Genomic DNA, 23,027 nt, shown 5'->3' with positions numbered 1-23,027 from the left:
CTCAGCTTACCGGGATCGGTGAGGCGGAATCCAGCCGACGTGGGCAGCCTCACACCCCGCGGTTCACCGTCTCGTCATCGAGCCGTTCCGTGCGGGCCGCGCGGCGGACGACGAGGGCGGACACGGCCAGGAAGGCGGCCCCGGCCAGCGCCGGCACGTTGACCTCCGTGACCTCGGCCAGCGCGCCGAACAGCAACGCGCCCACCGGCGCGCCGGCGGCGCCCAGCGTGCGTTCGGCGGACGACACGCGGCCGAGGAGGTCGTCGGGGGTGCGCTGCTGCGTCAGCGACACGAAGTGCACGTTCACCACCATGCCGGCCACCCCGAACACGGCCAGGGCGGCCGCCGTCGCCGCGGGGTGCGGCACGCCGCCGATGACGAGCAGGCAGCCGGCCTGCGCGGCCAGCGCGAGCACCATGGCCGCCGCACCGCCGCCCACCCACCGCCCGACCCGCGTCGCCACCAGCCCGCCCACCACCCCACCGGCGCCGTACGCCGCCAGCACCAGCCCGAACACGACGTCGGAGGCGCCGGCCCAGCGCGTGATGATGAGCACCAGCAGCGCCTGCAGCCCGCCGATCACCAGGTTGCCCAGCAGGTTCGCCAGGCAGCCACCGCGCAGCAGGCGGTCGCGCCAGAGCCGCCGCACGCCCGCCGCGATCTCGGACCGCAACGTGGACCCGGCCGGCCGGACCGACACCCCCACGGCCGGCCGTGGCAACGACGCGATGAGCGCCGCCGCCACCAGGTACGTCGCCGCGTCGACCGCGAACGGCAGCGCCACGCCCGCCGTGACCAGCAACCCGGCCGCCGGCGCGCCGAGGAACGTGCCGGCCAGCGCCTGACCGGTCATCAGCCGCGCGTTGGCCGACGGCAGCGCCGCCCGCGGCACCAGCGTGGGCAGGATGGCCGTGGCCGCGTTGTCGAACAGCGTCTGCAGCGTGGTCAGCGCGAACGCGAGCACCGCCAGCACGGCGAGGTGCGCCTGCCCGAGCGCCAGTGCCAGCGCGAACGCCGCCACCAGCACCCCGCGCACGACGTCGACCGTCCACATGGCCCGGCGCCGGTCGACGCGGTCGGCCAGGGCGCCGCCGAGCAGCCCGAACAGCAGCCACGGCAGGTAGCCGGCCGCCGACACCACCGACAGCAGGAACGGCGACGTCGTGAGACCGGCCGCGACCAACGGAAACGCCACATTGCGCACGGCGTCGCCGAAGCGCGACAGGACGGCGGCCGACCACAGCCGCCCGTACCCGCCGCGCCAGCGCACCGTCACACCGGCGTCCGTCATGATCGTCATGGGGTCGAACGCTAGTCCGAGGGTCCGACAAGGTCCGCCCGCCGGCGCGACGAGCACGGCACACTGTCGGGACGGCCGACGAACGGAGATCCATGAGCATCAGTACCGTCCAGGAGAGCCGCGCCGCCGGGAAGGACCTGCGGGCGACCCTGGCCCGCTCCGCCCACGCCGCGGCCACGGTGGCCGCACCAGCCGAGCGCGACCCCGTCGCGATCCTCGTCGCCCAGCACGCGAGCCGACTCGCCGACCTGACCCCGGTGCGCATCGGGCGCATGCTGCAGTCGCCGTTCGCGTACTACCGGGGCACGGCGGCGGTCATGGCGCACGACCTGGCCGGCGGCCCGCACACCGGCGTCGAGGTCGTGTCCTGCGGCGATGCGCATGTGTCGAACTTCGGGCTGTTCGCGTCGCCGGAGCGGCGTCTGCTGTTCGACCTCAATGACTTCGACGAGGCCGGCAACGCCCCGTGGGAATGGGACGTCAAGCGGCTGGCGACCAGCGTCTACGTCGGCGGCCGCGACCTCGGCATGAGTGAGCCGGCCTGCGCGGACGCCACCGAGGCCGCCGTCCGCGGCTATCGCGAGGCGCTGCTCCGGCTGTACGAGCTGTCTGCGCTGGAGCGCTACTACTACCAGGTCGACGCCGACCAGCTCGCCGGGCTCACCGCCGCCGGCAACCGCGCCGTCGTCCGGAAGACGGTGAAGAAGGCACGGTCGCGCACGTCCGAGCAGGTGCTCGCCAAGATCGTCACGACCGAGGCGGACGGGCGACGGCGCATCGTGGATCAGCCGCCGATCACCCGGCACGTCGACCACGCGACCGTCGAGCAGTTGCAGCTGCTGTTCGAGCGGTATCGCGCCACACTGCGCCAGGACGTCGCCCTGCTGCTGTCGCAGTTCAGGCTGGACGACTACGTGCTGCGGGTGGTCGGCGTCGGCAGCGTCGGCACCCGCTGCTACGTGCTGATGTTCACCGGCCCGCACGACGAACCGCTGTTCCTGCAGGCCAAGGAGGCGCAGCCGTCGGTCCTGGCGACGTACGGCGGACTGCCGGACGCCCTGCCCGACGGTGTCCCGGCGAACGGTGAGCCGCACACGCAGGGTCACCGGGTGGTGGCGGCGCAGCGGATCCTGCAGGCGCAGTCCGACCCGTTCCTCGGCTGGATCACCGGGTGGGCCGGCGAGGCGGCGGACCGGCCGCGGGTCGACTACTACTGGCGTCAGTTCCGCGACATGAAGGGGTCCGTCGACCTCGCCGCCCTCACGCCGTCGCAGTTCACCGAGTACGGCGTGCTCTGCGGCGGGCTGCTGGCGCGTGCGCACAGCCAGTCGCCGGGCGGCGCGGTGATCCGCGGCTACCTGGGCCGGTCCGACGCGTTCGACCGCGCGGTCGCCCGATGGTCACGCAGTTACGCGGACCAGTGCGAGGCCGACTTCGCCGCGTTGGACGCCGCGGTCACCTCGGGCAGGGTGGCGGCCGAACACGGCATCTGACCCGGGCCGGCAGCCCGCCGGCCGGTCAGCCCTGCGGCGCCTCGACGCCGGTGTAGAAGGCGGTCGTCCGGTCGGCGGCGCCCTGCGCGGCCTCGGGCGTCGCGAACCCGCTCTCGACGTTGGCGTCGCGCCAGCGCTCGCTGGCCAGGCCGACGAACTGCTTGCCGGCGTCGCCCATGGTCCAGGCCTCGACCGCCTTCGGGTCGACCTGCTCGCCGCCGGAGGCGAAGTGCAGGCTCAGGCCGACGAACGCGAGGTCCCAGCCGAGCCCGACCGCGCCCGGGCCGTAGAGGTCCCAGAATTCCAGCGACGTGCTGTTGACCAGCGCGATGTGCTCGAGCTCGAACCGGGTCCGCTCGTCGCCGTCGGCGGTGAGGCGGACCTCGACCCAACTGACCTCGCCGTTGAACTCCCAGGTGACGGCGAAGCTCTGGGGCGGGTCGCAGTGTTCGACGGTGCCGCCGGCGTTGCCCTCGACCTGGTACCGCCCGCCGAGCTTCAGCTCGCCGGTGACCGGTGAGAACCAGCGCGGGATGCGCTCGGCGTTGGTGCAGGCGTCCCAGACGTCCTCGACGGCGGCCGGGTAGGTCTGGCTGATGGTGACGGTGCGAGCCTCGCCGGCCTCGATGGTCCGCGAGCCGACCTGGCGGCGCACGGCGTTGACCTGTTCGACGACATCGATCATGGGGAGTTCTCCTGGTCCGGTTCGTGGCCGGCCTGCTGCTGCAGCCGGCGTTGCCGCTTGCCCCTGGCCAGTTCGGTGGCCAGCGCGTCCAGCGGAGGGGTCCAGAACCGGCGGAAGCGGTCGAGCCATACGTCGACGTCGCGGAGCGGTTCGGTGCTGACGGCGTACAGCCGGCGGGCGCCGTCGGGCCGCACGGTGGCGAACCCGGACTCGCGCAGCACCTTGAGATGCTGCGACACCGCCGGCTGCGAGATGCCGAACTCCTGCTGGATGACCGACGTGACGGCGCCCGAGGTCAGCTCGCCGTCGGCGAGCAGCTCCAGGATCCGGCGGCGCACCGGGTCGCCGAGCACGTCGAAGGCATGCATGGGACTAGTTTATCGGCACGTACTTATATAAGTCAACGCTGTAGCTTCTCGTCCGGCGGGGCGGGCGGATCCGTCACGGCCGGCGCACCGGACACGGTGACGGCGACGTCCGCCGTCGAGCCCTGCCGGCGGCTCATGACCAGGAACGGCGCCGCCAGCAGCTGGATCGCGCCGCCGATCGCCAGTGACGTGCCGTAGCCGTACACGTCGGCGGCCCGGCCGAGCGCGGGCTGGGTGACGACGCCGCCGGCGTTGCCCATCAGCGAGTCGAACGACAGCACCGTCGCCCGCTGCTTCGACGGGATCATGTCGTTGAGGTAGGCCTGCCGGATCGGCATCTCCGCGGCGAACACCAGGGCCCACAGCACCAGCAGGACGATCGCCACCCAGAATCCCTCGGTGACGCCGAGCAGCCCCAGGATCGCCGCGCTGGCCACCGTGCCGCCGATCAGCGCCGTCGTCCGCTTGCGGAACAGCCGCCGGGCGTGCGGCGCGAGGTATCCGCCGACCACCTGGGCTCCGGCGACGGCGGCCGCAGCCAGGCCCGCGATCGAGTAGGCGTCGGGGTCGCCGTACAGCTCCAGCAGGTAGGGCTGCATCGCGTAGAAGCCGTAGAAGCTGACGCCGGACACGAAGGGCGCGGCCAGCATGACCCAGCGCACCGGCGGGTTCTTCAGGCCGTGCTCGATGGAGGCCGACCAGATGCCGCGCACCGCCTGCCTCGCGCCCGCCGACCGGTCCGGGGTGAAGCCGAGATCGCGCATCAGCAGGCCCGCCACGACGAACATCGCCAGCAGCACGCCCACCCGCAGCAGGAACGGCACCCCCAGGTCGGTCACCTGGGCGATCACGCCGCCTGCGACCGACCCGCCGAGCATCGCCACGCCGGAGACCATCTGGCCGCGGCCGAAGACCGCCTCGAGGCTGCCCTCGTACCCCGCGTGGTGCAGGGCGTCGACCAGCCACGCCTCGACCGCGCCGGAGAAGAACGTGAACCCCAGGCCGAGTAGCGCCGACACCACGGCCCACGCCCAGAACGGCGCGCTGATCTGCCACATCAGGTAGTACAGCGCGGTTGTCACGGCGAGCGTCACGGTGCCGAGCAGGTACGACACCCGCCGCCCCCAGGTATCCGCGATGACCCCCGTAGGAACCTCGAAGAGCACGACGCCGACCGTGTAGAACGCGTTGGCGGCGAACGCCTCCAGGTTGCTCAGCCCGGCATCGAGCAGGAACAGCGTGTTGATGCCCCAGATGAACGAGGCTGCCAGCGTGTTGCCGAGAATCAACGTGATGTACACGCTCTGGATGCGGCGGGCCTGCGTGGTCATCGGCGCGGCGTCCTCTCGTCCAGTCGCGTCGTCGCGACTGCCTTGCTACAAGCGCCCGGGGCCGCGAACTATGCCCGGCCGGTCGGGTCCGCCGCGGCGCGGTCGTCCAGCACCTGTTCGAGCAGCGTGGGCCGGTCGGTCATGATGCCGTCGACGCCGAGGTCGATGAGCCGCTCCATCTCGGCGCGGTCGTTGATGGTCCAGACGTGGACGGCGAGGCCGCGGCGGTGCGCGTCGGCGACGAAGTCGGCCGTGACGACCGGGATGCCCGACTGCGACGGCGGCACCTGCAGCGCGTGGTGCCCGTGCAGCGTGATGCCGGTCAGCGGGCCGAGCGTGTTCAGCCAGAACGCCGTGACCTGGTTGGTGCCCGGCGACGTACTGACGTCGCGGTTGTAGAGCTTGAACCGCGTGACGGCGCTGTCGGAGAACGAGGCGACGACGGTGTCGGTGCCGCGGCCGAACTCGGCGAGGAGGTCGGCCATGGTGCGCTCGTACGGCGAGGTCTCGGGGCGGGTGCGCTTGATCTCGACGTTGAGCAGGACGTCCGGGAACGTCTCGAGCACCTCGCGCAGCGTCGGGATGCGGAAGTCGGCGGCCGTGAACCCGTCGGGCGCCGGCCGCTCGCCCGTGGCGACGCCGCGGAACGCGTAGGCGGCGTCGTCCTGGCCGTGGCACGTCCCGCAGCCGGGGACGAACCAGTGCGCGGCGTCGAGCGCCCTGATCTGCTCGAGCGTCAGCGCGTCGACCCGCCCGGCGCCGTTCGTCGTCCTGTCGACGGTGGTGTCGTGCAGGACCACCAGCTCGCCGTCGGTCGTCGCGTGGACGTCCAGTTCGAGCACGTCGGCGCCCTTGTCGAGCGCCGTCCGGAACGCGTAGAGGGTGTCGGACGGCGCCTCGATCTCGCCGCCCTGGTGCGCGATGTTGAGGACGCGCCGCTCGAGCCACGGGTTGTCCGTGGCGGCCGTGGCCGTCGTGGTCGGGATGAGCGCCGCTGCGACGAGGCCGGCGGCGAGGAGACCGGTGAGCCTGCTCATGGGCGAACGGTAGTGCCCGCCACTGACACTTGCGCGGACCCGAGATGAACGTCGGACCCGGCGGGTACCGTCCCGGCATGACGACCTATCCCAGCGTGCTGCAGACCGTGCTGGACACCACCGACGCGCGCGGACTGGCGGAGTTCTACCGGCAGTTGCTCGGCTACGTGTACCGGCCCGGCCACGAGAGCGTCGACCCCGCCGGCGACGACTGGCTGGTCCTGCTCGACCCCGACAGCGGCCGGCGGCTGGCGTTCCAGCAGACCGACCAGCTGACGCCGTCGACGTGGCCCGAGCCCGCCGTCCCGCAGCAGCTGCACCTCGACATGACGGTGCCGTCGATGGAGGAGCTGCTGGTCCAGCACGACCGCGTGCTCGGTCTCGGCGGACGGATGATCTTCGACCGCATCGACGACCCCGACGAGCCCCTGCGCGTCTACGCCGACCCGTCCGGCCACCCGTTCTGCATCTTCGTCGCCTGACGCTCGCGGCTCAGCCTGGTCCGGAGCCCGCCGGCCGGTCGGCGCGGGCGATCCGGATCATCCGCGCGTTGGCCAGCATGCCCACGCCGATGAACGCGCAGCCGATGGTGGCGGCGAGCTGTTCGTCGGTCCTGAAGATCACGAAGAGCGCCCCTGCGGAGAGCAGCTCGGCGATGAGCATCTTCCCGTCGAACCCTCCTCGGCGGAGCCGGTAGCGCTGTCCCACCGTCATGTACACCCAGCCGATCGTGCCGGCCAGCAGCGTCCCGGCGAGCGTGAGCAGGAACATCCCGGTGCCGCGCCAGGCCGCGGCCACGATCAGCCCGACGGCGACGCCGATGAGGGCCGTGCCGAGGGCGATCGAGAACGGGAACGCCCACCTCGGCCACATGCGCTTCTCGCGCGGGAGCGGTCCCGGAGTGAAGGTCACGGTCGCAGTGTCGCAGCCGGCCCGGACACTTGGGCCGCGTCAGCCGAGGCGCTCGGCGAGGAAGTCCTCCCAGGTCCGGGTGCCGAGGTCGGCGCCGTCCAGGGCGAGGTTGTCGCCGTCGCGGTAGGCGCGGCCGGCCTTGCCGGGCATCCGGACGGGCAGCAGCGGCCGCCGCTTGCCGGCCGCCGTCAGGTACGAGCGCAGCAGGTCACCGAGCGGCGCGACCCGCGGGCCGGCGAGGTCGGTGACCAGCCCCGCCGGCTCGCCGAGGGTCAGCTCGGTCAGCCGCGCGGCCACGTCGCGCGCGTCGACGGGCTGGAAGCGCAGGCCGCCGGGGACCGGGATCACCGGCAGCTTCGCCATCGCCGCCGCCGTCTTCAGGACGAGGTCGTGGAACTGGGCGGCGCGCAGGATGGTCCACGGCACGCCGGACCCGGTCACGGCCTGTTCGGCGGCCAGCTTGCCCCGGAACCACGCGATCGGCACGCGGTCGGCGCCGATCACCGAGATGTGCACCAGGTGCTTCACGCCGGCCGGCGCGGCGGCGCGGGTCAGTCGCCGCGCCGCCTCACCGTCGCCCTTGGCGCCGCCGGCCAGGTGCAGGACGGTGTCGACGCCGTCGACGGCGGCCGCGATCGCGTCGGCGGCGTCGTCCGAGCGCAGGTCGGCCGTCACGTACTCGACGCCGGGACCCGGCTCGTGCGGCGTGCGGCTGAGCACCCGGACGGTCCGTCCGGCTTCGACCAGCCGTGGCACGATGAGACGTCCGAGGGTGCCGGTGCCACCGGTCACCAGAAGAGGTGTCGTCATGCTCCTCTGACCCGCCACGACAGAGGAATGTGACCGGATGAGCGACGTCGAATTCGAGCGGCACCGGCCGCAGCTGCGCGCCGTCGCCTATCGCATGCTCGGGTCGCTCAGCGAGGCCGACGACGCCGTGCAGGAGACCTGGCTGCGCTACCAGCGCGCCGACACCTCCGGCGTCGACAACCTCGCCGCCTGGCTGACGACCGTCACCGGGCGGGTCTGCCTGAACCTGCTGCGCTCACGGGCGACCCGCGGCGAGGTGCCGCTGGACGACGGCGAGCCCGACGTGCGCCTGCCCGACCCCGTCGTCAGCCCGCTGACCGGCCCCGATCCGGAGCAGGAGGCGCTGCTCGCCGACTCCGTCGGGCTGGCGATGCAGGTGGTCCTCGACACCCTGACGCCGGCCGAGCGGCTGGCGTTCGTCCTGCACGACCTGTTCGCCGTCCCGTTCGACGACATCGCGCCGCTGGTCGAGCGCACCCCGGCCGCCGCCCGCCAGCTGGCCAGCCGCGGCCGTCGCCGGGTCCAGGACGCCGTGCCCGCGCCCGACGCCGACCTCGCGAAGCAGCGGGCCGCGGTCGACGCGTTCTACGCGGCCGCCCGCGACGGCGACTTCGACGCGCTGGTGACGGTGCTCGACCCCGACGTCGTGCTGCGGGCCGACGGCGGCGCGCACCCGGCCCGGCCGACGGTGCTGCTGCGTGGCGCCCGCAACGTCGCCGGCCAGGCGACGCTGGCCCGGCGGCTGGCCGAGCACGTGCGGCCGGTGCTGGTCAACGGCACGGCCGGCGCGGTGGCCGTCATCGGCGGGCAGGTGTTCGCGGTGATGGCCTTCACCGTCACCGATGGCCGGATCACGACGATCGACGTGCTCAACGACCCGGACCGGCTGAGCGGCATCGATCCGGCCGCCTTCGGCGTCTGAGCTCGCGGCGCCCGTCACCCGGGTGGCGCGAACACCGGCCGGGTCCAGCCGGTGTCCTCGATGCCGCCGTCGAGGGCGGCGCCGATCGCGCGCTCCTCGTAGCGGAAGTGCGACTCCATGATCGCGGCCAGGCCGTCGAGCTCGGCCCGGATCGCCGCCCGCCGCTCCGCCGCGGCCTGCGCCGACTCGGCCGCGAGCGTCCTGACGGCGTCGACGATGTTCTCGATCAGCTGGTGGTCCTCGCGCAGGGCGGCGACGGTGGCGGCGAGATCGGGGCGGGCGCGGACGAGCTCGGCGAACAGCCCGCCGTCCTCGCCCTCGTGGTGGGTGGTCAGCGCCGAGCAGAAGCTCAGGCAGTGCGTGAGCAGGTCCGCGGAGCCGTCCGAGCCGTCGCGCAACGCATCCACGCGGTCGAGGAGCCTCGCGTGCACCTCGGCGAGCTGGCGGCTCCAGGCGATCGCGCGCGACCTCGTCTCGTCCATCGTCCCAGCCGATCAGGTACGTACCCCTGACCGCAAGACGACAGGGGTCTTTCGGCCCTGCTGGCGCGGCGCCGGCGGGTCGAGAGTGGGAGTGTGGCGCGGGGCACGCGGGCCGGACCGGCGTGGCCGGGGGTCGCGCTGGTGCTGGTCACCGCGGTTGCCTCGGCCGCGGTGGCGTCCGCTGTCTGGGCCATCAGCGACGACGGGTCACGGCGAGCGGTGAGCGATCCGGCGGAACAGGTCGCCGTCGTCCAGCAGGCCTGCGAGCAGTGGACAGCCGCGTCGCCTCCGGCCGGCTCCGACCGCCGGGACGAGTCGGGCCGGGCGCGCCTCGGGGACGACGAGGACCGGTGCGCGGCGCTGGCGGCCTGGCTGGCCGATTCGATCGCCCGCACCGGCCGGAGTACCTGGATGGTGTGGGGCTCGCCGGAGCGGCTGCTCGTCACCTGCCAGGCCTGGAGCGCCGAGACCACGCCACCCACCCCGTCGGCCTGGTGCGACGACTTCGTCGGCTGGATGTCGACGCACGTGCCCGACTGGAGCGGCGCCGTGCGCGACCGCCGGGGCGGCGGAGCCGGCTGGGACGGCTGGCTGCGCAGCGATCCGCTGATCGGGCCCTGACAGCCGCGTTCGTCTCGCCGTACGCCGGCCCCTCCCGGCCGTCCCCCTTTGCATCCCGGGGGTTCGCGGCTGTGGCTCCGCTCGACTGCGACTCCCGTCCCCGAGTCGATCATGGAGAAGATCTGGTTCCCAGCGCCCGAGAACCCCCATTTCTCCGCGCTCGACACTCGCCCCGAGGGCGTCTCCCGCGACGCGATCGAATGCTCCTCCGGGAGACCGAGTGATGCGCCAAGGGCACCGGCGCCGGATGGGAGAGGTCACTCGCCAACGCACCTCGCATGCCCGCTCGCCGGGTCGGACTCACTCATCCAGGCCGCGAGGGGCCGATTCTCGGTGGCAGGTGCGCGAGTCGTGGCAGACGTCCCTCACCCTGCCGACGCCTGAAACACAAGGCGCCGTTCGACGAGAACCATGACCAGCCTCAGGGCCATCCGGACTCACCCCCTGGCCGAGCGCCGCGTCGACGGCGGCGCCGGCTGCGCACTCAATCCCGCTGGCCGGGCCGGTACCGGCCGCATTCGGTTCGTCGTACGCAGACCCCTCCCGGCCCGGGTGGGGCCCACCCTACGGGCGGGCACCGACAACGTCCGTTCGACAACGCCCGCCCGGCCGCCCGGCCGCCCGTCCAGCCGCCCGTTCAGCCGCCGCCCGCCTTCACTCCTCGCCGGACGCACCAGGACGGGTCACTCGCGGACGGCCGCCCGCAGGCCCGGGATCAGCACCGCGCCGACCGCGAGGTGCATCAGCACCAGGTAGGTCTTGACGTCGGCGTCCGCCTCGGCGCCCAGCGGACCGCCCAGCGACAGCACCAGCACCGTCAGCGCGACCCCGGTCCACACCCGCCGCCCGTCCCCACCGCGCCGCCGCAGCAGCCACGTCAGCAATCCCCAGCCGGCCAGCGACATCGTCAGCGCACCAGCCAGCACCAACGCCGGCCCGACGTCCATCGTCACGCCGGCGCTGGTCACTTCCAGGTCGGCGCCGGCGATCGCGGCGACGGCCCACGGCACGATCGCGGCCGCCGTCGCCGCCGCGACCGCCCACGCGGCCCGCCGCCGTCCCCGCACGGCCGTCGTGGTCTGCTGCGTCGTCATCGGATTCCTCCTGCTGTCACTCTGGTGGCGATGCCTGGACAGCGGTACGACGAGACGAGCCGGCGAAACGTCAGGCCGCACATCTCGGCAGGCTGTCTCGTCGGAACGGTGAGAGGAGGTCGTCGACCATGACCGACCCGGACCTGACCGCGATCATGAGCGAGCGCCGGCAGCTGATCAACCTCGCCTACCGCCTGCTCGGCTCGCTGGCCGACGCCGAGGATGTCGTACAGGACACGTACGCCCGCTGGTACGCGCTGCCGGCGGAGCAGCGCGACGCGATCGAGGTACCCGGCGCCTGGCTGACCACCGTCGCCAGCCGCATCTGCCTCGACCTGCTGCGCTCGGCACGGGCCCGGCGCGAGCGCTACGTCGGCGACTGGATCCCGGAGCCGGTGCCCGACCACGCGGAGTGGGTCGGCGGGCGCCCGGGCGGCGCGGCGGCCGACCCGGCCGATCCCGCCGACCGGGTCACGCTGGACGAGTCGATCAGCATGGCCTTCCTCGTCGTCCTCGAGTCGATGACGCCGGCCGAGCGGGTCGCGTTCGTCCTGCACGACGTCTTCCGGTACCCGTTCGCCGAGGTCGCCCAGATCGTCGGCCGCACCCCGGCGGCCTGCCGCCAGCTGGCGTCGTCAGCCCGGCGACGGCTCCGCGCCGCCGAGGCCCCCGCGGCCCCGTCCGCCCGCCGCGCCGGACTCGTCCGCGAGTTCCGGCAGGCGTGGGAGTCGAAGGACATCGAGGCGCTCGTCGGCCTGCTCGACCCGCACGCGACGGCGGTCGCGGACGGTGGCGGCCTCGCGACGGCGCTCGGGCCGCTCGACGGCGCCTGGCCGATCGCGCGCGCCTTCGTCGAGCTCGCCGAGGCCGCGCCCGACGACCTGACCTTCCTGGAGCGGACGGTGAACGGGCAGCCCGGCCTGGTGGTGCAGCAGGCCGGGGTGACCGGCACGGTGCTGGCGTTCGATCTGACCGGCGACCGGATCGCCCGCATCTGGGCGGTGCGCAACCCGGAGAAGCTGCGGCCCTGGACCACCTGATCCCCCATCTTCACCGTACCGCGCGGCAGGGGGCTTGCGGCAAGGCCCCTGCCATGCCGCAGAATCGCCCGCTGACCTGGTATTTCGCGCGGAACGGAGCCTCATGATCGACGTCATCGTGGCCGGCGGCGGGCCGACCGGGCACCTGCTCGCCGCCGAACTGCGGCTGCACGGTGTCCGGGTGCTCGTGGTGGAGAAGGACGCCGAGCCGAGCCCGGTGGTCCGCTCGCTCGGCCTGCACGTGCGCAGCATCGAGCTGCTGGACCAGCGCGGCCTGCTGGACCGGTTCCTCGCGCACGGCCGGACGTACCCGCTCGGCGGCCACTTCGCCGGCATCGACCGGCCGCTGCCCGAGCGGATGGACACCGCGCACCCGTACATCCTGGGCATCCCGCAGACCGTCACCGACCGCCTGCTGGCCGAGCACGCCGCCGCGGCCGGCGCCGAGATCAGGCGCGGCACCGCGCTGACCGGGATCGAGCAGGACGACGACGGCGTCACCGCCGGGCTGGCGGACGGGACGCGGCTGCGGGCGCGCTGGCTGGTCGGCTGCGACGGCGGCCGCAGCACGGTGCGCAAGCTGCTCGGCGTCGGGTTCCCGGGCGAGCCGGCCGGCACCGAATGGCTGACCGGCGAACTGGAGGTGACCATGCCGCCGGACGAGCTGGCCGCCGTCGTGGCCGCCGTGCGCGAACGGCAGCGCGGCTTCGGCGTCGGCCCGAGCGGCGACGGCCTCTATCGCGCCGTCGTCCCCGCCGCCGAGGTGGCCGTCGACCGCACCGTCGCGCCGACGATCGACCAGGTCAGGGCCCGGCTACGGGCGGTCGCCGGCACCGACTTCGGCGCCCACTCGCCGCGCTGGCTGTCCCGTTTCGGCGACGCCACCCGGCTGGCCGAGCAGTACCGCGTCGGCCGGGTCCTGCTGGCCGGCGACGCGGCGCACGTCCACCCGCCGCTGGGCGGGCAGGGGCTCAACCTCGGCCTCCAGGACGCGTTCAACCTGGGCTGGAAGCTGGCCGCCGAGGTCGCCGGCTGGGCGCCCGCCGGGCTGCTGGACAGCTACGAGACCGAACGGCGCCCGGTGGCCGCCGGCGTCCTCGACAACACCCGCGCGCAGTCCGAGCTGCTGTCGGACCGGCCGGGCGCCCTCGCGCTGCGCCGGCTGCTGGCCGAGCTGATGGACGTCGAGGACGTCACCCGGCTGCTGGTCGAGAAGGTCACGGCCATCGGCGTCCGCTACGACGTCGGCGACGGCCCCGCCCTGCTCGGCCGGAGGCTCCGTGACGTCGCGCTGCGGCGAGGCCGCCTCTACGAGCTGATGCGCGGCGGACGCGGGCTGCTGCTGGACCGGACCGGACGGCTCTCCGTCGCGGGCTGGACGGACCGCGTCGACCAGGTCGCCGACCCCGCCGCGGAGCTGGACGCGCCCGCCGTCCTGCTGCGCCCGGACGGCCACGTGGCCTGGATCGGCGACGACCAGGCAGGTCTCGCCGCCGGCCTGCCGCGGTGGTTCGGCGCGGCCGCCTGAGCGCGCCGGCACCCTCCGTGACCAGGCGCCTACGGAGCGCGACGAACTACCGATCATGCGAACACGTGTTCGATACTGGCGACATGACTGGTGCTCGCTGGCTGGACGATCCTCCGCTCGACCTCCTGGACCTCGATCCGGGACGGCTGGAGATCAAGCTCCGTGCCCATACCGAGCCGTCTGGTCTCTACACCGCCGTGCCCATCGTCATGGGCGACCGGTCGAGCCGGCGGGTGCAGGGGCGGCTGGTCGCGTGGGGACGGCGACGGGGCGAGCACCGGTGGCGCTACCTGCTCGTCGTCTGGCCGGACCGGCAGGCCGACGCGCGGGGGCGGCTGGCCTGGGGCTGGCGCTCCGGCTGGTGCGTGTTCGACCCGCGCCGGGTCCGGCCGGCGCACCGGACCGAGGTGGTGCACGGCGGCGCCACCGCGGCCGGCGACCTCTCCGCCGCCATCCGCCGGGCCATGCCGCCGGGGCTGGAGCCGGAGCCGCCGCCGTCGTACCCCTGACGATTCCTTTCCGGGCGGGCGCCGGTCGGTACGAGGATGGGCGAGGGAGGTCCACGTGCGCGACGAGTTCATGCGGCAGGCGGAGGGGTACCGGCGCGAGCTGCTGGCGCACTGTTACCGGATGACGGGCTCGCTCGACGACGCCGAGGACCTGGTGCAGGAGACGTATCTGCGGGCGTGGCGGTCCTACGACGGGTTCGAGGGACGGTCGTCGCTGCGGACGTGGCTGTACCGCATCGCGACCAACGCCTGCCTCAACGCCCTGCAGCGCAGCGACCGTCGCGCCGTCCCCCGCGGGCTCGGGACCGGGCCGGACGGCGGGCCGGAGAGCCCGGCCGCCGGCGTCGGCTGGCTGCAGCCGCTGCCCGACGCGCTGGTCACGCCGCCGTCGGCCGATCCCGCCGCGGTCGCCGAGGTGCGCGACGGCGTGCGACTCGCGCTGATCGTCGGACTGCAGTACCTGACGCCGCGCCAGCGCGCCGTCCTCATCCTGCGCGACGTGCTCGCCTGGCCGGCCGCCGAGGTGGCGACGGCGCTGTCGCTCGAGGTGGGCGCCGTGAAGTCCCTGCTGCAGCGGGCCCGCGCGCGGTTGCGTGAGGTGACGCCGTCGATGGACGACGTGCTCGAGCCGGACCATCCACGCGCCCGTGAGCTGCTGGACCGGTACATGACGGCGTTCGCGACGGCCGACGCGCGCGCGTTCGAGGAGGCCCTGCGCGCCGACGCCGTCCTCGAGGCGCCGGAGGCCGCGATCTGGTTCTCCGGGAAGGTCGCCTGCGTGGAGTACCTCATGACCGAGGTCGTTGGCGGGGCGGGCGACTGGCGCAAGCTGCCGACGGTCGCCAACGGCCAGCCCGCCTTCGGCGCGTACCTCCGCGACGGGTCGGCGTTCGGCATGGCGGTGCTGACGGTGACCGCGGCGGGCATCGCGCGGGTCACCGTCTTCGCCATGCCGGAGTTGCTCCCCCGGTTCGGCCTCCCGGCGGCGCTCCCCTGACCGTGAGCTCCAGCCGTCCGCCATCCGGCCGCCCCCGACGACGCACGTCCGCCCGCGGTCGCGTCGCCGCGTCGTCACCCGCAACATCGCCGCGTCGTCCACCGCCGCATCGCCGCGGCGCCCGTCCGTCCGCCCGCCGCGTCGTCCACCGCCGCATCGCCGCGGCGCCCGTCCGTCCGCCCGCCGCGTCGTCCACCGCCGCATCGCCGCGGCGCCCGTCCGCCCGCCGCTCCGTCCGCCGCCGCATCGCCCCGTCGCCTGCCCGCCGCTCCGTCGCCGCCGCGTCACCCCGTCCGCCCCATCGCTTGGTCGGATCGCGTGGACCAGCTCGCGTGGTACGTAGACCCCTCCCCGGGCCCGGGTGGGGCCCACCCTACGGGCGGGCACCGACACACTCGCCGACGCGGCCTCCCGGCGGCCCACGTCGTCAGCCGATGAACTCCTTGGCGAACCGCCGGATCGCCTCCGGGTCCGTCGCCTCGTGGAAGCCGACGATCAGCTGCTGGACGCCGGCCTCCTCGTAGGCCGCGATGCGCCGCCGCACGGTGTCGGCCGTCCCGTGGAGCAGGTACGACGCGGGGTCGCCCGGATAGAACGTGCTCATCGCCGGCGACAGCGCGGCCGTTGCCTCCTCGTCCGACGCGGCGACGAGGCAGGCGGTGGTCGCGGTGCGCAGGACGGCGTCGTAGTCGCGGCCGGCCGTCGCGCAGTGCTCGCGCAGCACGCCGAACTTCCGCGCCGCGTCCGCCGGCGACACCATGACGTTGCAGGCATCGGCGTACTCCGCCACCAGCTTCAGCGTCACCCGCTCCCCGCCGCCCGCGATCAGCAGCGGGATCGTCGGCCGCTGCACGCCGCGCGGAAACGTCGTCGGGTGCTCGGTCCACATCGCCCTGATGGTCCGCACGCCGTCGCGCAGTTGCCGCAGCCGCGCGGGCGCGTCGCCGAACTCGTACCCGAACGCCTCGTAGTCGGGCTCGTACCACCCGGCCCCCATCCCCAGCGTCAGCCGCCCACCCGACAGCACGTCGACCGTCGACGCGATCTTCGCCTGCAGCGCCGGGTTCCGGTAGCCGTTCGAGCTGACCAGCGGGCCGATCCGGATCCGGTCGGTGTCACGGGCCAGCGCCGCCAGCATCGACCACGACTCCAACACCGGCGCCGTCGACGGCGGGACCGTCTGCAGGTGGTCGGGCAGCCAGGCCGCCGCGAAGCCGCACTCCTCCGCCGTCCGCGCCAACTCGACGACCCGCTCCGCCGCCTCGACCGGATCGGCGAACGCGGCCAGCTCGCCGCCGAAGCCGACCGGCAGGAAGATGCCGAATTCCAGAGACATGCCGATTCCTTCCGTCCGCGCCGCTGGGTCTGCGGCTGTTGTTCGGACAGACCGGACAGTGCCTCCGGAGGAATCGGCCCCGGCCGTCAGACTCGCCATGCCCACCGGCCACAGGGCCAACGGCTAGCCTCGTACGCGGCCGGAGGAGGTGCTCTAACACCGTTGATCCCGGCTGAGGCCCCGGCGCGTCCTCCGTTCTTTGCGGTTCACTGCGCGCCGGGGCTTGCGCCCAGGCCCTCGCGCCGGAATGCGGGCGCGGCCGGGCCGGTTGCCGGTAGAACACACCCGTCCGCGGAAGGGATTCGACCCCGATGAAGGCGATCGTGCACGACCAGTCCGGCGCGGCCGACGTTCTCCGGCTGACCGAGCGGCCTGTCCCGGAGCCTGGCCCCGGCGAGGTGCGCCTTCGGGTCGTCGTCTCCGGGGTGAACCCGACCGACTGGAAGACGCGCAGCGGCGGCTTCGGTGCGGTGCCCGGCACCGAGGCGGTGCCCAACCAGGACGGGTCCGGCGTCATCGACGCGGTCGGCGACGGCGTCGGCGGGCTGGCCGTCGGCGATCGGGTGTGGGTGACGCAGGCGGCGTACCAGCGGCCCGGCAGCGGGACGGCGCAGGAGTACACCGTCGTGCCGGTCGAGCGGGTGTTCGTGCTGCCCGACGGCGCCGGCTTCGACCTCGGCGCGGCGGTCGGCATCCCGGCGGGGACGGCGCATCGGGCGCTGACGGTCGCCGAGGACGGGCCGACGCGGCTGGGTCCGGGCGCGCTGGACGGACGCGTCGTGCTCGTTGCTGGCGGTGCGGGGGCCGTCGGGAATGCCGCGATCCAGTTGGCCCGCTGGGCCGGCGCCACCGTCATCGCGACGGTGAGCTCCGACGCGAAGGCCGCCCTTGCCACGTCCGCCGGCGCCCACCACGTCGTGCGATACGGCGGCGGCGCCGACGTCGCCGCGGCCGTCCGCGCCATCGTCCCCGACGGCGTCGACCTCGTCGTCGAGGTGGCGGCCGGCGCCAACGCCGCGACGAACGCCGGCGTGCTGAAGCCGCGCGGCACGGTCGCGATCTACGCCAACAACGGCGACCAGCCGTTCGACCTCGACGTGCGCGCGTACATGGGCCTGAACGCGCGGCTGCAGTTCGTGCTGCTCTACACCGTCGGCTGGGACAAGCTCCGCGCTGCCGGCGACGACATCAACGCAGCTGTCGCCGCCGGCGCGCTGCGCATCGGCGAGGACGCCGGCCTGCTCGTGCACCACTTCGCCCTCGACCAGACCTCCGCCGCCCACCGCGCCGTCGAGGACGGCGCCACCGGCAAGGTCCTCATCACCGTCGCCGACGCCTGACTGGCCGCGGTGACGCGAACACGTCAGCGTTCGCCTGGCTGTTCCTCCCGCAGTCCGCGCTCGACGAGGTCGTGCAGCCGCTCGAGCCACCCTTCCGGCGCGTCCCTGAAGTTGACCGATTCCGACGCGGGCCGCAGCACACCGGCCCTCACGTTGCTGGACGTCAGCCCCCGGCGCTCCAACCAGGTCGCCGCGCCGGGACTGCTCTGCTCCGGTGTGTCCTTGACCGCATAGATCATGTAGTCGGTCTGCCGCAGGTGCCCCCAGTGCTCCGGCGGGACGGGGTACGGGTCGCCCGGCGGCGGCTGCGGCCCGAACGCGTCGTACCAGACGTTGCGCAACCACTCGTCCGTCATCCATTGCGAGTCCAGTGACGACGACGGCGGGAACGACGAGTCGCGGATATGGGCCGCGAACTCCTCCCGGAACGCCTGATAGTCGCCGTCGTCGTCGGCGAGCATCTCCGGTACGTCCTCACATGCTTCGACGTAGAGATCTGGTTCGTGATCGGCCATGCCGAACCCGCCGCTGAAGAACACCTTGAAGTTGTGGCTCATGCCGATCACGAGAGGTCCTCCAGTCGCAGGTTCGTGGGGCTTTGCTTCTCAACCGGGTAGCACGTCACCAGCCACCAGGTGGCGCCAGATCTTCGGAACACCAGCGTGGCGCCGGGATCAGAGCCTTCGGTGATCGGGTCGAAAGGCACGCCGAATACCGCAACTCGGCCTTCGGCGATTCCGAACTCCCGCGCCGAGAGCCAATCGCGACGTGTTTCCTTGGTCTGCGTGCCTGCGCCGCGATAGCCACATGCGTCGCCAGGATTCAAGCCGGCGATCTCGGCGCTGACGTGAATACCCACGACTTTGGCCTTCTTCTTGGTGTTCTTCGTCAGGAACTCGTCGAGTCCGCCCGCCTGGGCGTGCGCTGCCCGTAGGAATGCCTCGATCGGCTTGGCCAACGCCTCAGGTGAGGTGAAGCCGCCCGCCGAGATGCCGCAGCGATGACCGGTCAGGACGGAGCCGTCGGCGGTGATCTGCCAGCCATCCGCGCCGGAGGGGTCCTTGAGCCAGATCAGGCGCGCCAACTGCGCCTCGTCGGGGATCTGCGGACCATGACGCTCCACGGCGTGGCAGGCGGGACCATCGAGCAGATCGACTCCTGTGTCACGGTGGCCGTCGGAGAACGCCGCGCCGGTGGCCGACTTGGCTCCGTCGGCGTCGGCCTTGGACACCACCTGAACGCGCTCGCTCGCTTCGATCTGAAGGGCGGCGCTGTGTTCCACCGCCGACACGACGTCCGCCACGTAGTCCCGGGCGAATCCGGCCGGAAACGCCGCCGCCAAGCCGTCCACCGTCCCCGGCGGGCTCAACGCCGGTACGGTCGCCACTCCGTGAAGCGGCGCCAGGAGCCCCAGCAACTGATGAACCTCCGTCACGTAGGGTGCGCGAGCCTCGAGCAACGCCTTGGACACGTCGACGCGCATGGCCGTTGCGACGTCCGCGATCTCGCCGGCCAGTCCCGATACGCCTGGCGCCCGCAGACCAACGAGTCCGCGCGCGACCCGGTTGGCTTGATCGCGCGAGGTCCGCGCCATCTCGTCGGCGTGCCGCTCCAGCTCGACGCAGGTGCGCAGCAGGCCCTCGATCGCGGCGCGTAGCTCGCCGCGGTCACCCGACCCAGCCAACGCCACGCCATACCTCCTGCACAGGTATGGCCGACGATACCGGGCGGCCTTCGGCCGATCGCCAGGTTCGTCATCTTCGCGCCGTCTACTCCAGCAGCTGCCGGATGTCGTCGACGCCGAGGCGGTTGCCGAACGCGTTGCCGTCGTCCATGACGCTGGCGGCCAGCTTGGCCTTGCGGTCCTTGAGCGCCATGACCTTCTGCTCGATGGTGTCGGCGGCGATCAGGCGGTACACCATGACATTGCGGGTCTGGCCGATGCGGTGGGTGCGGTCGACGGCCTGTGCCTCCGTGGCCGGGTTCCACCAGGGGTCGAGGATGAAGCAGTAGTCGGCCTCGGTGAGGTTGAGCCCGAACCCGCCGGCCTTGAGGCTGATCAGGAAGACCGGCGCCGTGCCCTCCTTGAACCGGCCGATCACCTCGTCGCGCCGGCGCGTGGCACCGTCGAGGTAGCAGTACTCGATGCCGGCAGCCTCGAGCCGCTCGCGCACCAGGCCGAGGAACCCGGTGAACTGGCTGAACACCAGCGCCCGGTGCCCGCCGTCGATGACGTCGCCGAGCTGCTCGATCAGGAGCTCGATCTTGGCGCTGGCCAGCCCGCCGTGCGCGTCGTCGACCAGGCCGGCGTGCAGGCTGAGCTGCCGCAACAGGGTGAGCGAGCGCAGGATGGTGAACCGGTTCTTGTCGACATCGTCGAGCAGGCCGAGGATGCGCTGCCGCTCGCGTTGCAGGTACTTGTCGTAGACCTTGCGGTGCTTCGGATGGAGGTCGACCTCGAGCACCTGCTCCTGTTTCTCCGGGAGGTCCGCGGCCACCTGCTCCTTCGTCCGGCGCAGCACCAGCGGTTTGATGCGACGGCGGAACTGGGCCAGTCGCTCGGCGTCGCCCTGCCGCTCGATCGGCTTGCCGTAGTACTCCTCGAACCGGCCCGGGTGCGGGAACAGGCCGGGCGCGGCGATGGACAGCTGGGACCACAGCTCCATCAGGTTGTTCTCGACCGGCGTGCCGGTGACGGCGAGCTTGACCGGCGCCGGCAGCCGCCGCGCCGCCTGGTACGTCTTCGACTGGTGATTCTTCACGTGCTGCGCCTCGTCGAGCACCAGCCCCGACCACGTGACCTGCGCATACGCGTCGGCGTCGAGCCGCAGCAGCGTGTACGTGGTGACGACGACGTCAGCGCCGGCCACGACGTCCTCGATCGGCCGGCCGCGGCGGCGCAGCGTGTCGGTGACCGGCACGACGGTGAGCCCGGGCGCGAAGCGAGCCGCCTCGGTCACCCAGTTCGACACCACACTCGTCGGCGCGACGACGAGGAACGGCGGCAGGTCGGCGTCGGTCTGTTTCGCGTGACAGAACAGCGCCAGCGCCTGCAGCGTCTTGCCCAAGCCCATGTCGTCGGCCAGGATGCCGCCGAGGCGGTGCTCCCACAGGAACGTCAGCCAGCGGTAGCCATCGAGCTGGTACGGGCGCAGCTGCGCGCGCAGCGTGGCGGGCGGGACGGCGTCGTCGTCGAGGTCGGCGAGCGCCAGGAGCCCCTGGACCTGACGCTGCCAGCTGTCGGCCTGGTGCGTGACGACGCCCAGCGCGGCCAGCTCGTCCCAGAGCCCGGCCTGGAAGCGGCTGATCCTGGTGCCGTCGCCGGCCCCGTCGCCGAGTGCCCGCGCCTCGTCCATCAACCGGCGCAGCGACTGCAGCTCGGGTTTCTCCAGCGAGAAGTACCCGCCGTCGGACAGCAGCAGATACGGCTCGTCGCGCGCCAGCGCCGTGAACACGTCGGTGAACGGGACGTCGCGCCCGTCGGCGGTGATGGTGACGCCGAGGTCGAACCAGTCGGTCTCGCCCTGGCTCTCTTCCGCCGAGACGCCGACGACCAGGGAGTCGCCGACCTCCCGATAGTCGGCCGGCTCGCCCGTCACCTCGACCTCGACGTCGTCCAGGTCGCGCAGCCGGGGCAGCGCCTCGGTGCTGAACCGCATGGTGTCGAGCCCGTCGAACCGGCGACGTTGTCCGGCGCGGCCGGCGGATCCCAGCAGCCCTGGATCGAGGCCGGCCAGCAACGCCCGTTCCGCCGCACCGTCGCGGAAGCCGTCGCCCACACCGTCCGGGGCCGGCTCACCCAACGGCACCCGGCGCGCGGCCTCGCCGATCTGGTATTGCCACTCCCAGTCGAGCTCCAGCCCGTGCCCGTCGCCGTACGTCGCCCGCGCGACCAGCGTCGGGCCGGAGATCTCCGGCGGCTCGAAGGACCCGTCCGACGACTCGACCGCCGCCAGCCGCCGCAGCCGCGGCACGTACTCATCGCGGAACCGCCCGAAGTCGGTCGCGGGCACCGTCAGCCGGACGTCGTCGAGGACGAGTTGTTGCAGCTCGCGGCCGGCCGGATGGTCCAGCTTGGCGAGGCCGAACCGCCAGGCCTGCACGTTCGTGGTGGCGTCGACGTCGGCGCGCGGCGCGTAGACCACGCCGTGCCCGTCGTCGCCGATGAACCGGACCGGCGCGACCTCGTCGTCCTCCCCGTCGACGGTGAGTAGCGGGACGACCTCGAGCCCGCCGGCCTCGTCCTCCGTGACGTCGAGGCTCACCCGCGCGGCCCGATATCCGTCGACGTCGCCGCCCTTCTTGCCGCGGACGAACCGGACGCCCAGCCGCGCGGCCTCGTCGAGCAGCGCCCACAGCTGGCCCGACTCGAACGCCGTCAGGTCGAGGTGCTTCTCGTCGCGCCCGTACGGTGAGTAGGTGGTGTCGCTGCGGCCGGCCTCGTAGAGCAGGAAGAACTGGCGCAACCATCGCAGCTGCTCGATCGGCCCGGCGACGAGTTCGGGTCGCAGCCGGAGCCGTGACCAGCTGAGATCGCCGGCGACCCAGCCGCCGCGGCCCGGCCGCACCAGTCTCGCGAGCACCCGCGGCCGCGTCCCCGCGGCGTCGTCCCACCGCCCCGTCGCCCGCGGCTTGCTCGACAACGTCAACTCGACGGCAATGGCCGCCCTCGGATCACGGTTCGGCGCCGGCGTGCCGTCGCCCAGCAGGGAGTCGAGCGACCGCTGCCAGTCGAGTGCCTTGGCCTCCCCCGCCGGCCCGCGCCCCGGCTCGCCGCCGCTCAACGCCGTCACCACCAGCGCGACGACGTGCTTGCAGTCGAACCCGACCGGGCAATTACACCGCCCCTCGACGAACGTGTACTGGCCCGCGCCCGCCTGTTTCAGCACGGCCACCGTCGAGTACGGCCGCCGAGCACTCCCCGCCACCCGCCCCGTCAGCAGCCCTTCGCCCGTCCCCCACTCCACGTTCGTGACCGCGCCATGCTGCGCATACATCAGCCCACGCACGAACGTCGACGGGTCCACCACCTTCCTCAGACCCGCCTCGTCGTTCGCCTGGATGCCCGGCCACATGCCGACCACGCTAGCCGCCGCCACCGACAATCGTCCGGCGACGGGTCCGTTGGCCCACAAGACCACGTTGGGCACGTCGATCGTCACGGCTCGAGCGTCGGGCAACCCCTCAGGAGGTATGAGCCCTTGTGCTAGCTGCCTGTTGGC

Annotated in this window: 22 protein-coding genes; 9 read left to right on the top strand and 13 right to left on the bottom strand. The window is 73.1% G+C overall.

Annotation, left to right across the window (positions count from 1 at the left end; translation table 11 throughout):
- Nucleotides 1-49: 49 nt before the first annotated feature.
- Nucleotides 50-1,300, bottom strand: coding sequence for an MFS transporter (locus BLV02_RS27650; protein ID WP_069112469.1), 1,251 nt, complete (start codon nt 1,298-1,300; stop codon nt 50-52).
- Nucleotides 1,301-1,392: 92 nt separating this feature from the next.
- Between BLV02_RS27650 and BLV02_RS27645 the strand changes: the two genes are divergently transcribed.
- On the top strand, nt 1,393-2,793 hold the full coding sequence (locus tag BLV02_RS27645; protein ID WP_069112468.1) for a DUF2252 domain-containing protein: 1,401 nt from the start codon (nt 1,393-1,395) through the stop codon (nt 2,791-2,793).
- A 25-nt stretch (nt 2,794-2,818) separates the two neighbouring features.
- On the opposite strand, the gene BLV02_RS27640 is transcribed toward BLV02_RS27645, so the two are convergent.
- The 4 genes from BLV02_RS27640 to BLV02_RS27625 form a co-directional block, all read right to left on the bottom strand.
- Complete coding sequence (locus BLV02_RS27640; protein WP_069112467.1) at nt 2,819-3,478, bottom strand: SRPBCC family protein; 660 nt, start codon at nt 3,476-3,478, stop codon at nt 2,819-2,821.
- Complete coding sequence (locus BLV02_RS27635; RefSeq protein ID WP_069112466.1) at nt 3,475-3,846, bottom strand: ArsR/SmtB family transcription factor; 372 nt, start codon at nt 3,844-3,846, stop codon at nt 3,475-3,477. Before BLV02_RS27635 ends, BLV02_RS27640 begins: the two co-directional genes overlap by 4 nt.
- A gap of 32 nt (nt 3,847-3,878) precedes the next feature.
- Nucleotides 3,879-5,177, bottom strand: coding sequence for an MFS transporter (locus BLV02_RS27630; RefSeq protein WP_069112465.1), 1,299 nt, complete (start codon nt 5,175-5,177; stop codon nt 3,879-3,881).
- Nucleotides 5,178-5,245: 68 nt separating this feature from the next.
- Complete coding sequence (locus BLV02_RS27625) at nt 5,246-6,214, bottom strand: glycerophosphodiester phosphodiesterase family protein (protein WP_069112464.1); 969 nt, start codon at nt 6,212-6,214, stop codon at nt 5,246-5,248.
- 77 nt (nt 6,215-6,291) lie between these two features.
- Between BLV02_RS27625 and BLV02_RS27620 the strand changes: the two genes are divergently transcribed.
- Complete coding sequence (locus BLV02_RS27620) at nt 6,292-6,696, top strand: VOC family protein (protein ID WP_069112656.1); 405 nt, start codon at nt 6,292-6,294, stop codon at nt 6,694-6,696.
- Between the two features lie 10 nt (nt 6,697-6,706).
- Here the strand turns inward: BLV02_RS27620 and BLV02_RS27615 are convergent, their stop codons facing one another.
- Both BLV02_RS27615 and BLV02_RS27610 read right to left on the bottom strand, forming a co-directional pair.
- Nucleotides 6,707-7,126 carry a hypothetical protein gene (locus BLV02_RS27615; protein ID WP_141711657.1) on the bottom strand — a complete coding sequence of 140 codons (420 nt, stop codon included), beginning with the start codon at nt 7,124-7,126 and terminating at the stop codon, nt 6,707-6,709.
- A 39-nt stretch (nt 7,127-7,165) separates the two neighbouring features.
- Nucleotides 7,166-7,936 (bottom strand): SDR family oxidoreductase, encoded by a 771-nt coding sequence (locus BLV02_RS27610; protein ID WP_069112462.1) that lies wholly within the window; start codon nt 7,934-7,936, stop codon nt 7,166-7,168.
- Nucleotides 7,937-7,973: 37 nt separating this feature from the next.
- On the opposite strand from BLV02_RS27610, the gene BLV02_RS27605 reads away from it, so the two are divergent.
- Nucleotides 7,974-8,858 carry a sigma-70 family RNA polymerase sigma factor gene (locus tag BLV02_RS27605; RefSeq protein WP_069112461.1) on the top strand — a complete coding sequence of 295 codons (885 nt, stop codon included), beginning with the start codon at nt 7,974-7,976 and terminating at the stop codon, nt 8,856-8,858.
- Nucleotides 8,859-8,872: 14 nt separating this feature from the next.
- On the opposite strand, the gene BLV02_RS27600 is transcribed toward BLV02_RS27605, so the two are convergent.
- Nucleotides 8,873-9,340, bottom strand: a complete 468-nt coding sequence (locus BLV02_RS27600) for a hemerythrin domain-containing protein (RefSeq protein ID WP_069112460.1) — start codon at nt 9,338-9,340, stop codon at nt 8,873-8,875.
- Nucleotides 9,341-9,433: 93 nt separating this feature from the next.
- On the opposite strand from BLV02_RS27600, the gene BLV02_RS27595 reads away from it, so the two are divergent.
- Nucleotides 9,434-9,961: a hypothetical protein gene (locus BLV02_RS27595; protein ID WP_069112459.1), complete on the top strand. Its 528-nt coding sequence runs from the start codon at nt 9,434-9,436 to the stop codon at nt 9,959-9,961.
- A 683-nt stretch (nt 9,962-10,644) separates the two neighbouring features.
- Here BLV02_RS27595 and BLV02_RS27590 read toward each other — a convergent pair.
- The gene (locus BLV02_RS27590; RefSeq protein WP_069112458.1) at nt 10,645-11,055 is read right to left on the bottom strand and encodes a DUF6069 family protein; all 411 of its coding nucleotides are present in this window, start codon (nt 11,053-11,055) and stop codon (nt 10,645-10,647) included.
- A 128-nt stretch (nt 11,056-11,183) separates the two neighbouring features.
- On the opposite strand from BLV02_RS27590, the gene sigJ reads away from it, so the two are divergent.
- From sigJ to BLV02_RS27570, 4 genes are all read left to right on the top strand, one after another.
- Nucleotides 11,184-12,095: an RNA polymerase sigma factor SigJ gene (sigJ, locus tag BLV02_RS27585; RefSeq protein ID WP_069112457.1), complete on the top strand. Its 912-nt coding sequence runs from the start codon at nt 11,184-11,186 to the stop codon at nt 12,093-12,095.
- A gap of 103 nt (nt 12,096-12,198) precedes the next feature.
- Complete coding sequence (gene rox, locus BLV02_RS27580) at nt 12,199-13,623, top strand: rifampin monooxygenase (protein WP_069112456.1); 1,425 nt, start codon at nt 12,199-12,201, stop codon at nt 13,621-13,623.
- A gap of 83 nt (nt 13,624-13,706) precedes the next feature.
- Nucleotides 13,707-14,132, top strand: coding sequence for a hypothetical protein (locus BLV02_RS27575; protein WP_141711656.1), 426 nt, complete (start codon nt 13,707-13,709; stop codon nt 14,130-14,132).
- 55 nt (nt 14,133-14,187) lie between these two features.
- Nucleotides 14,188-15,129 carry a sigma-70 family RNA polymerase sigma factor gene (locus BLV02_RS27570; protein ID WP_074946726.1) on the top strand — a complete coding sequence of 314 codons (942 nt, stop codon included), beginning with the start codon at nt 14,188-14,190 and terminating at the stop codon, nt 15,127-15,129.
- Nucleotides 15,130-15,556: 427 nt separating this feature from the next.
- Here the strand turns inward: BLV02_RS27570 and BLV02_RS27565 are convergent, their stop codons facing one another.
- Nucleotides 15,557-16,465 carry an LLM class flavin-dependent oxidoreductase gene (locus BLV02_RS27565; protein ID WP_069112454.1) on the bottom strand — a complete coding sequence of 303 codons (909 nt, stop codon included), beginning with the start codon at nt 16,463-16,465 and terminating at the stop codon, nt 15,557-15,559.
- A gap of 311 nt (nt 16,466-16,776) precedes the next feature.
- Here BLV02_RS27565 and BLV02_RS27560 point away from each other — a divergent pair, with 311 nt between their 5' ends.
- Nucleotides 16,777-17,805: an NADPH:quinone reductase gene (locus tag BLV02_RS27560; RefSeq protein ID WP_069112453.1), complete on the top strand. Its 1,029-nt coding sequence runs from the start codon at nt 16,777-16,779 to the stop codon at nt 17,803-17,805.
- Nucleotides 17,806-17,828: 23 nt separating this feature from the next.
- Here BLV02_RS27560 and BLV02_RS27555 read toward each other — a convergent pair whose 3' ends face one another.
- From BLV02_RS27555 to BLV02_RS27545, 3 genes are all read right to left on the bottom strand, one after another.
- Nucleotides 17,829-18,371 (bottom strand): hypothetical protein, encoded by a 543-nt coding sequence (locus BLV02_RS27555; RefSeq protein ID WP_069112452.1) that lies wholly within the window; start codon nt 18,369-18,371, stop codon nt 17,829-17,831.
- Nucleotides 18,368-19,495: a hypothetical protein gene (locus BLV02_RS27550; protein ID WP_069112451.1), complete on the bottom strand. Its 1,128-nt coding sequence runs from the start codon at nt 19,493-19,495 to the stop codon at nt 18,368-18,370. Before BLV02_RS27550 ends, BLV02_RS27555 begins: the two co-directional genes overlap by 4 nt.
- A gap of 79 nt (nt 19,496-19,574) precedes the next feature.
- Nucleotides 19,575-22,880, bottom strand: a complete 3,306-nt coding sequence (locus tag BLV02_RS27545; RefSeq protein WP_069112654.1) for an SNF2-related protein — start codon at nt 22,878-22,880, stop codon at nt 19,575-19,577.
- Between the last annotated feature and the right edge of the window lie 147 nt (nt 22,881-23,027).

Origin of the sequence: Jiangella alba (assembly GCF_900106035.1) — a bacterium.
GTDB lineage: Bacteria > Actinomycetota > Actinomycetes > Jiangellales > Jiangellaceae > Jiangella > Jiangella alba.
Note: the sequence above shows the minus strand (reverse complement) of the source record. Positions and strands in the feature narration are given on the sequence as shown.

What these genes read in the sequence shown, in the direction of transcription:
- BLV02_RS27650 (WP_069112469.1), bottom strand. Translation starts at nt 1,300, where the DNA reads ATGACGATCATGACGGACGCCGGTGTGACGGTGCGCTGGCGCGGCGGG.
- BLV02_RS27645 (WP_069112468.1), top strand. Translation starts at nt 1,393, where the DNA reads ATGAGCATCAGTACCGTCCAGGAGAGCCGCGCCGCCGGGAAGGACCTG.
- BLV02_RS27640 (WP_069112467.1), bottom strand. Translation starts at nt 3,478, where the DNA reads ATGATCGATGTCGTCGAACAGGTCAACGCCGTGCGCCGCCAGGTCGGC.
- BLV02_RS27635 (WP_069112466.1), bottom strand. Translation starts at nt 3,846, where the DNA reads ATGCATGCCTTCGACGTGCTCGGCGACCCGGTGCGCCGCCGGATCCTG.
- BLV02_RS27630 (WP_069112465.1), bottom strand. Translation starts at nt 5,177, where the DNA reads ATGACCACGCAGGCCCGCCGCATCCAGAGCGTGTACATCACGTTGATT.
- BLV02_RS27625 (WP_069112464.1), bottom strand. Translation starts at nt 6,214, where the DNA reads ATGAGCAGGCTCACCGGTCTCCTCGCCGCCGGCCTCGTCGCAGCGGCG.
- BLV02_RS27620 (WP_069112656.1), top strand. Translation starts at nt 6,292, where the DNA reads ATGACGACCTATCCCAGCGTGCTGCAGACCGTGCTGGACACCACCGAC.
- BLV02_RS27610 (WP_069112462.1), bottom strand. Translation starts at nt 7,936, where the DNA reads ATGACGACACCTCTTCTGGTGACCGGTGGCACCGGCACCCTCGGACGT.
- BLV02_RS27605 (WP_069112461.1), top strand. Translation starts at nt 7,974, where the DNA reads ATGAGCGACGTCGAATTCGAGCGGCACCGGCCGCAGCTGCGCGCCGTC.
- BLV02_RS27600 (WP_069112460.1), bottom strand. Translation starts at nt 9,340, where the DNA reads ATGGACGAGACGAGGTCGCGCGCGATCGCCTGGAGCCGCCAGCTCGCC.
- BLV02_RS27590 (WP_069112458.1), bottom strand. Translation starts at nt 11,055, where the DNA reads ATGACGACGCAGCAGACCACGACGGCCGTGCGGGGACGGCGGCGGGCC.
- sigJ (WP_069112457.1), top strand. Translation starts at nt 11,184, where the DNA reads ATGACCGACCCGGACCTGACCGCGATCATGAGCGAGCGCCGGCAGCTG.
- rox (WP_069112456.1), top strand. Translation starts at nt 12,199, where the DNA reads ATGATCGACGTCATCGTGGCCGGCGGCGGGCCGACCGGGCACCTGCTC.
- BLV02_RS27575 (WP_141711656.1), top strand. Translation starts at nt 13,707, where the DNA reads ATGACTGGTGCTCGCTGGCTGGACGATCCTCCGCTCGACCTCCTGGAC.
- BLV02_RS27565 (WP_069112454.1), bottom strand. Translation starts at nt 16,465, where the DNA reads ATGTCTCTGGAATTCGGCATCTTCCTGCCGGTCGGCTTCGGCGGCGAG.
- BLV02_RS27560 (WP_069112453.1), top strand. Translation starts at nt 16,777, where the DNA reads ATGAAGGCGATCGTGCACGACCAGTCCGGCGCGGCCGACGTTCTCCGG.
- BLV02_RS27545 (WP_069112654.1), bottom strand. Translation starts at nt 22,880, where the DNA reads ATGTGGCCGGGCATCCAGGCGAACGACGAGGCGGGTCTGAGGAAGGTG.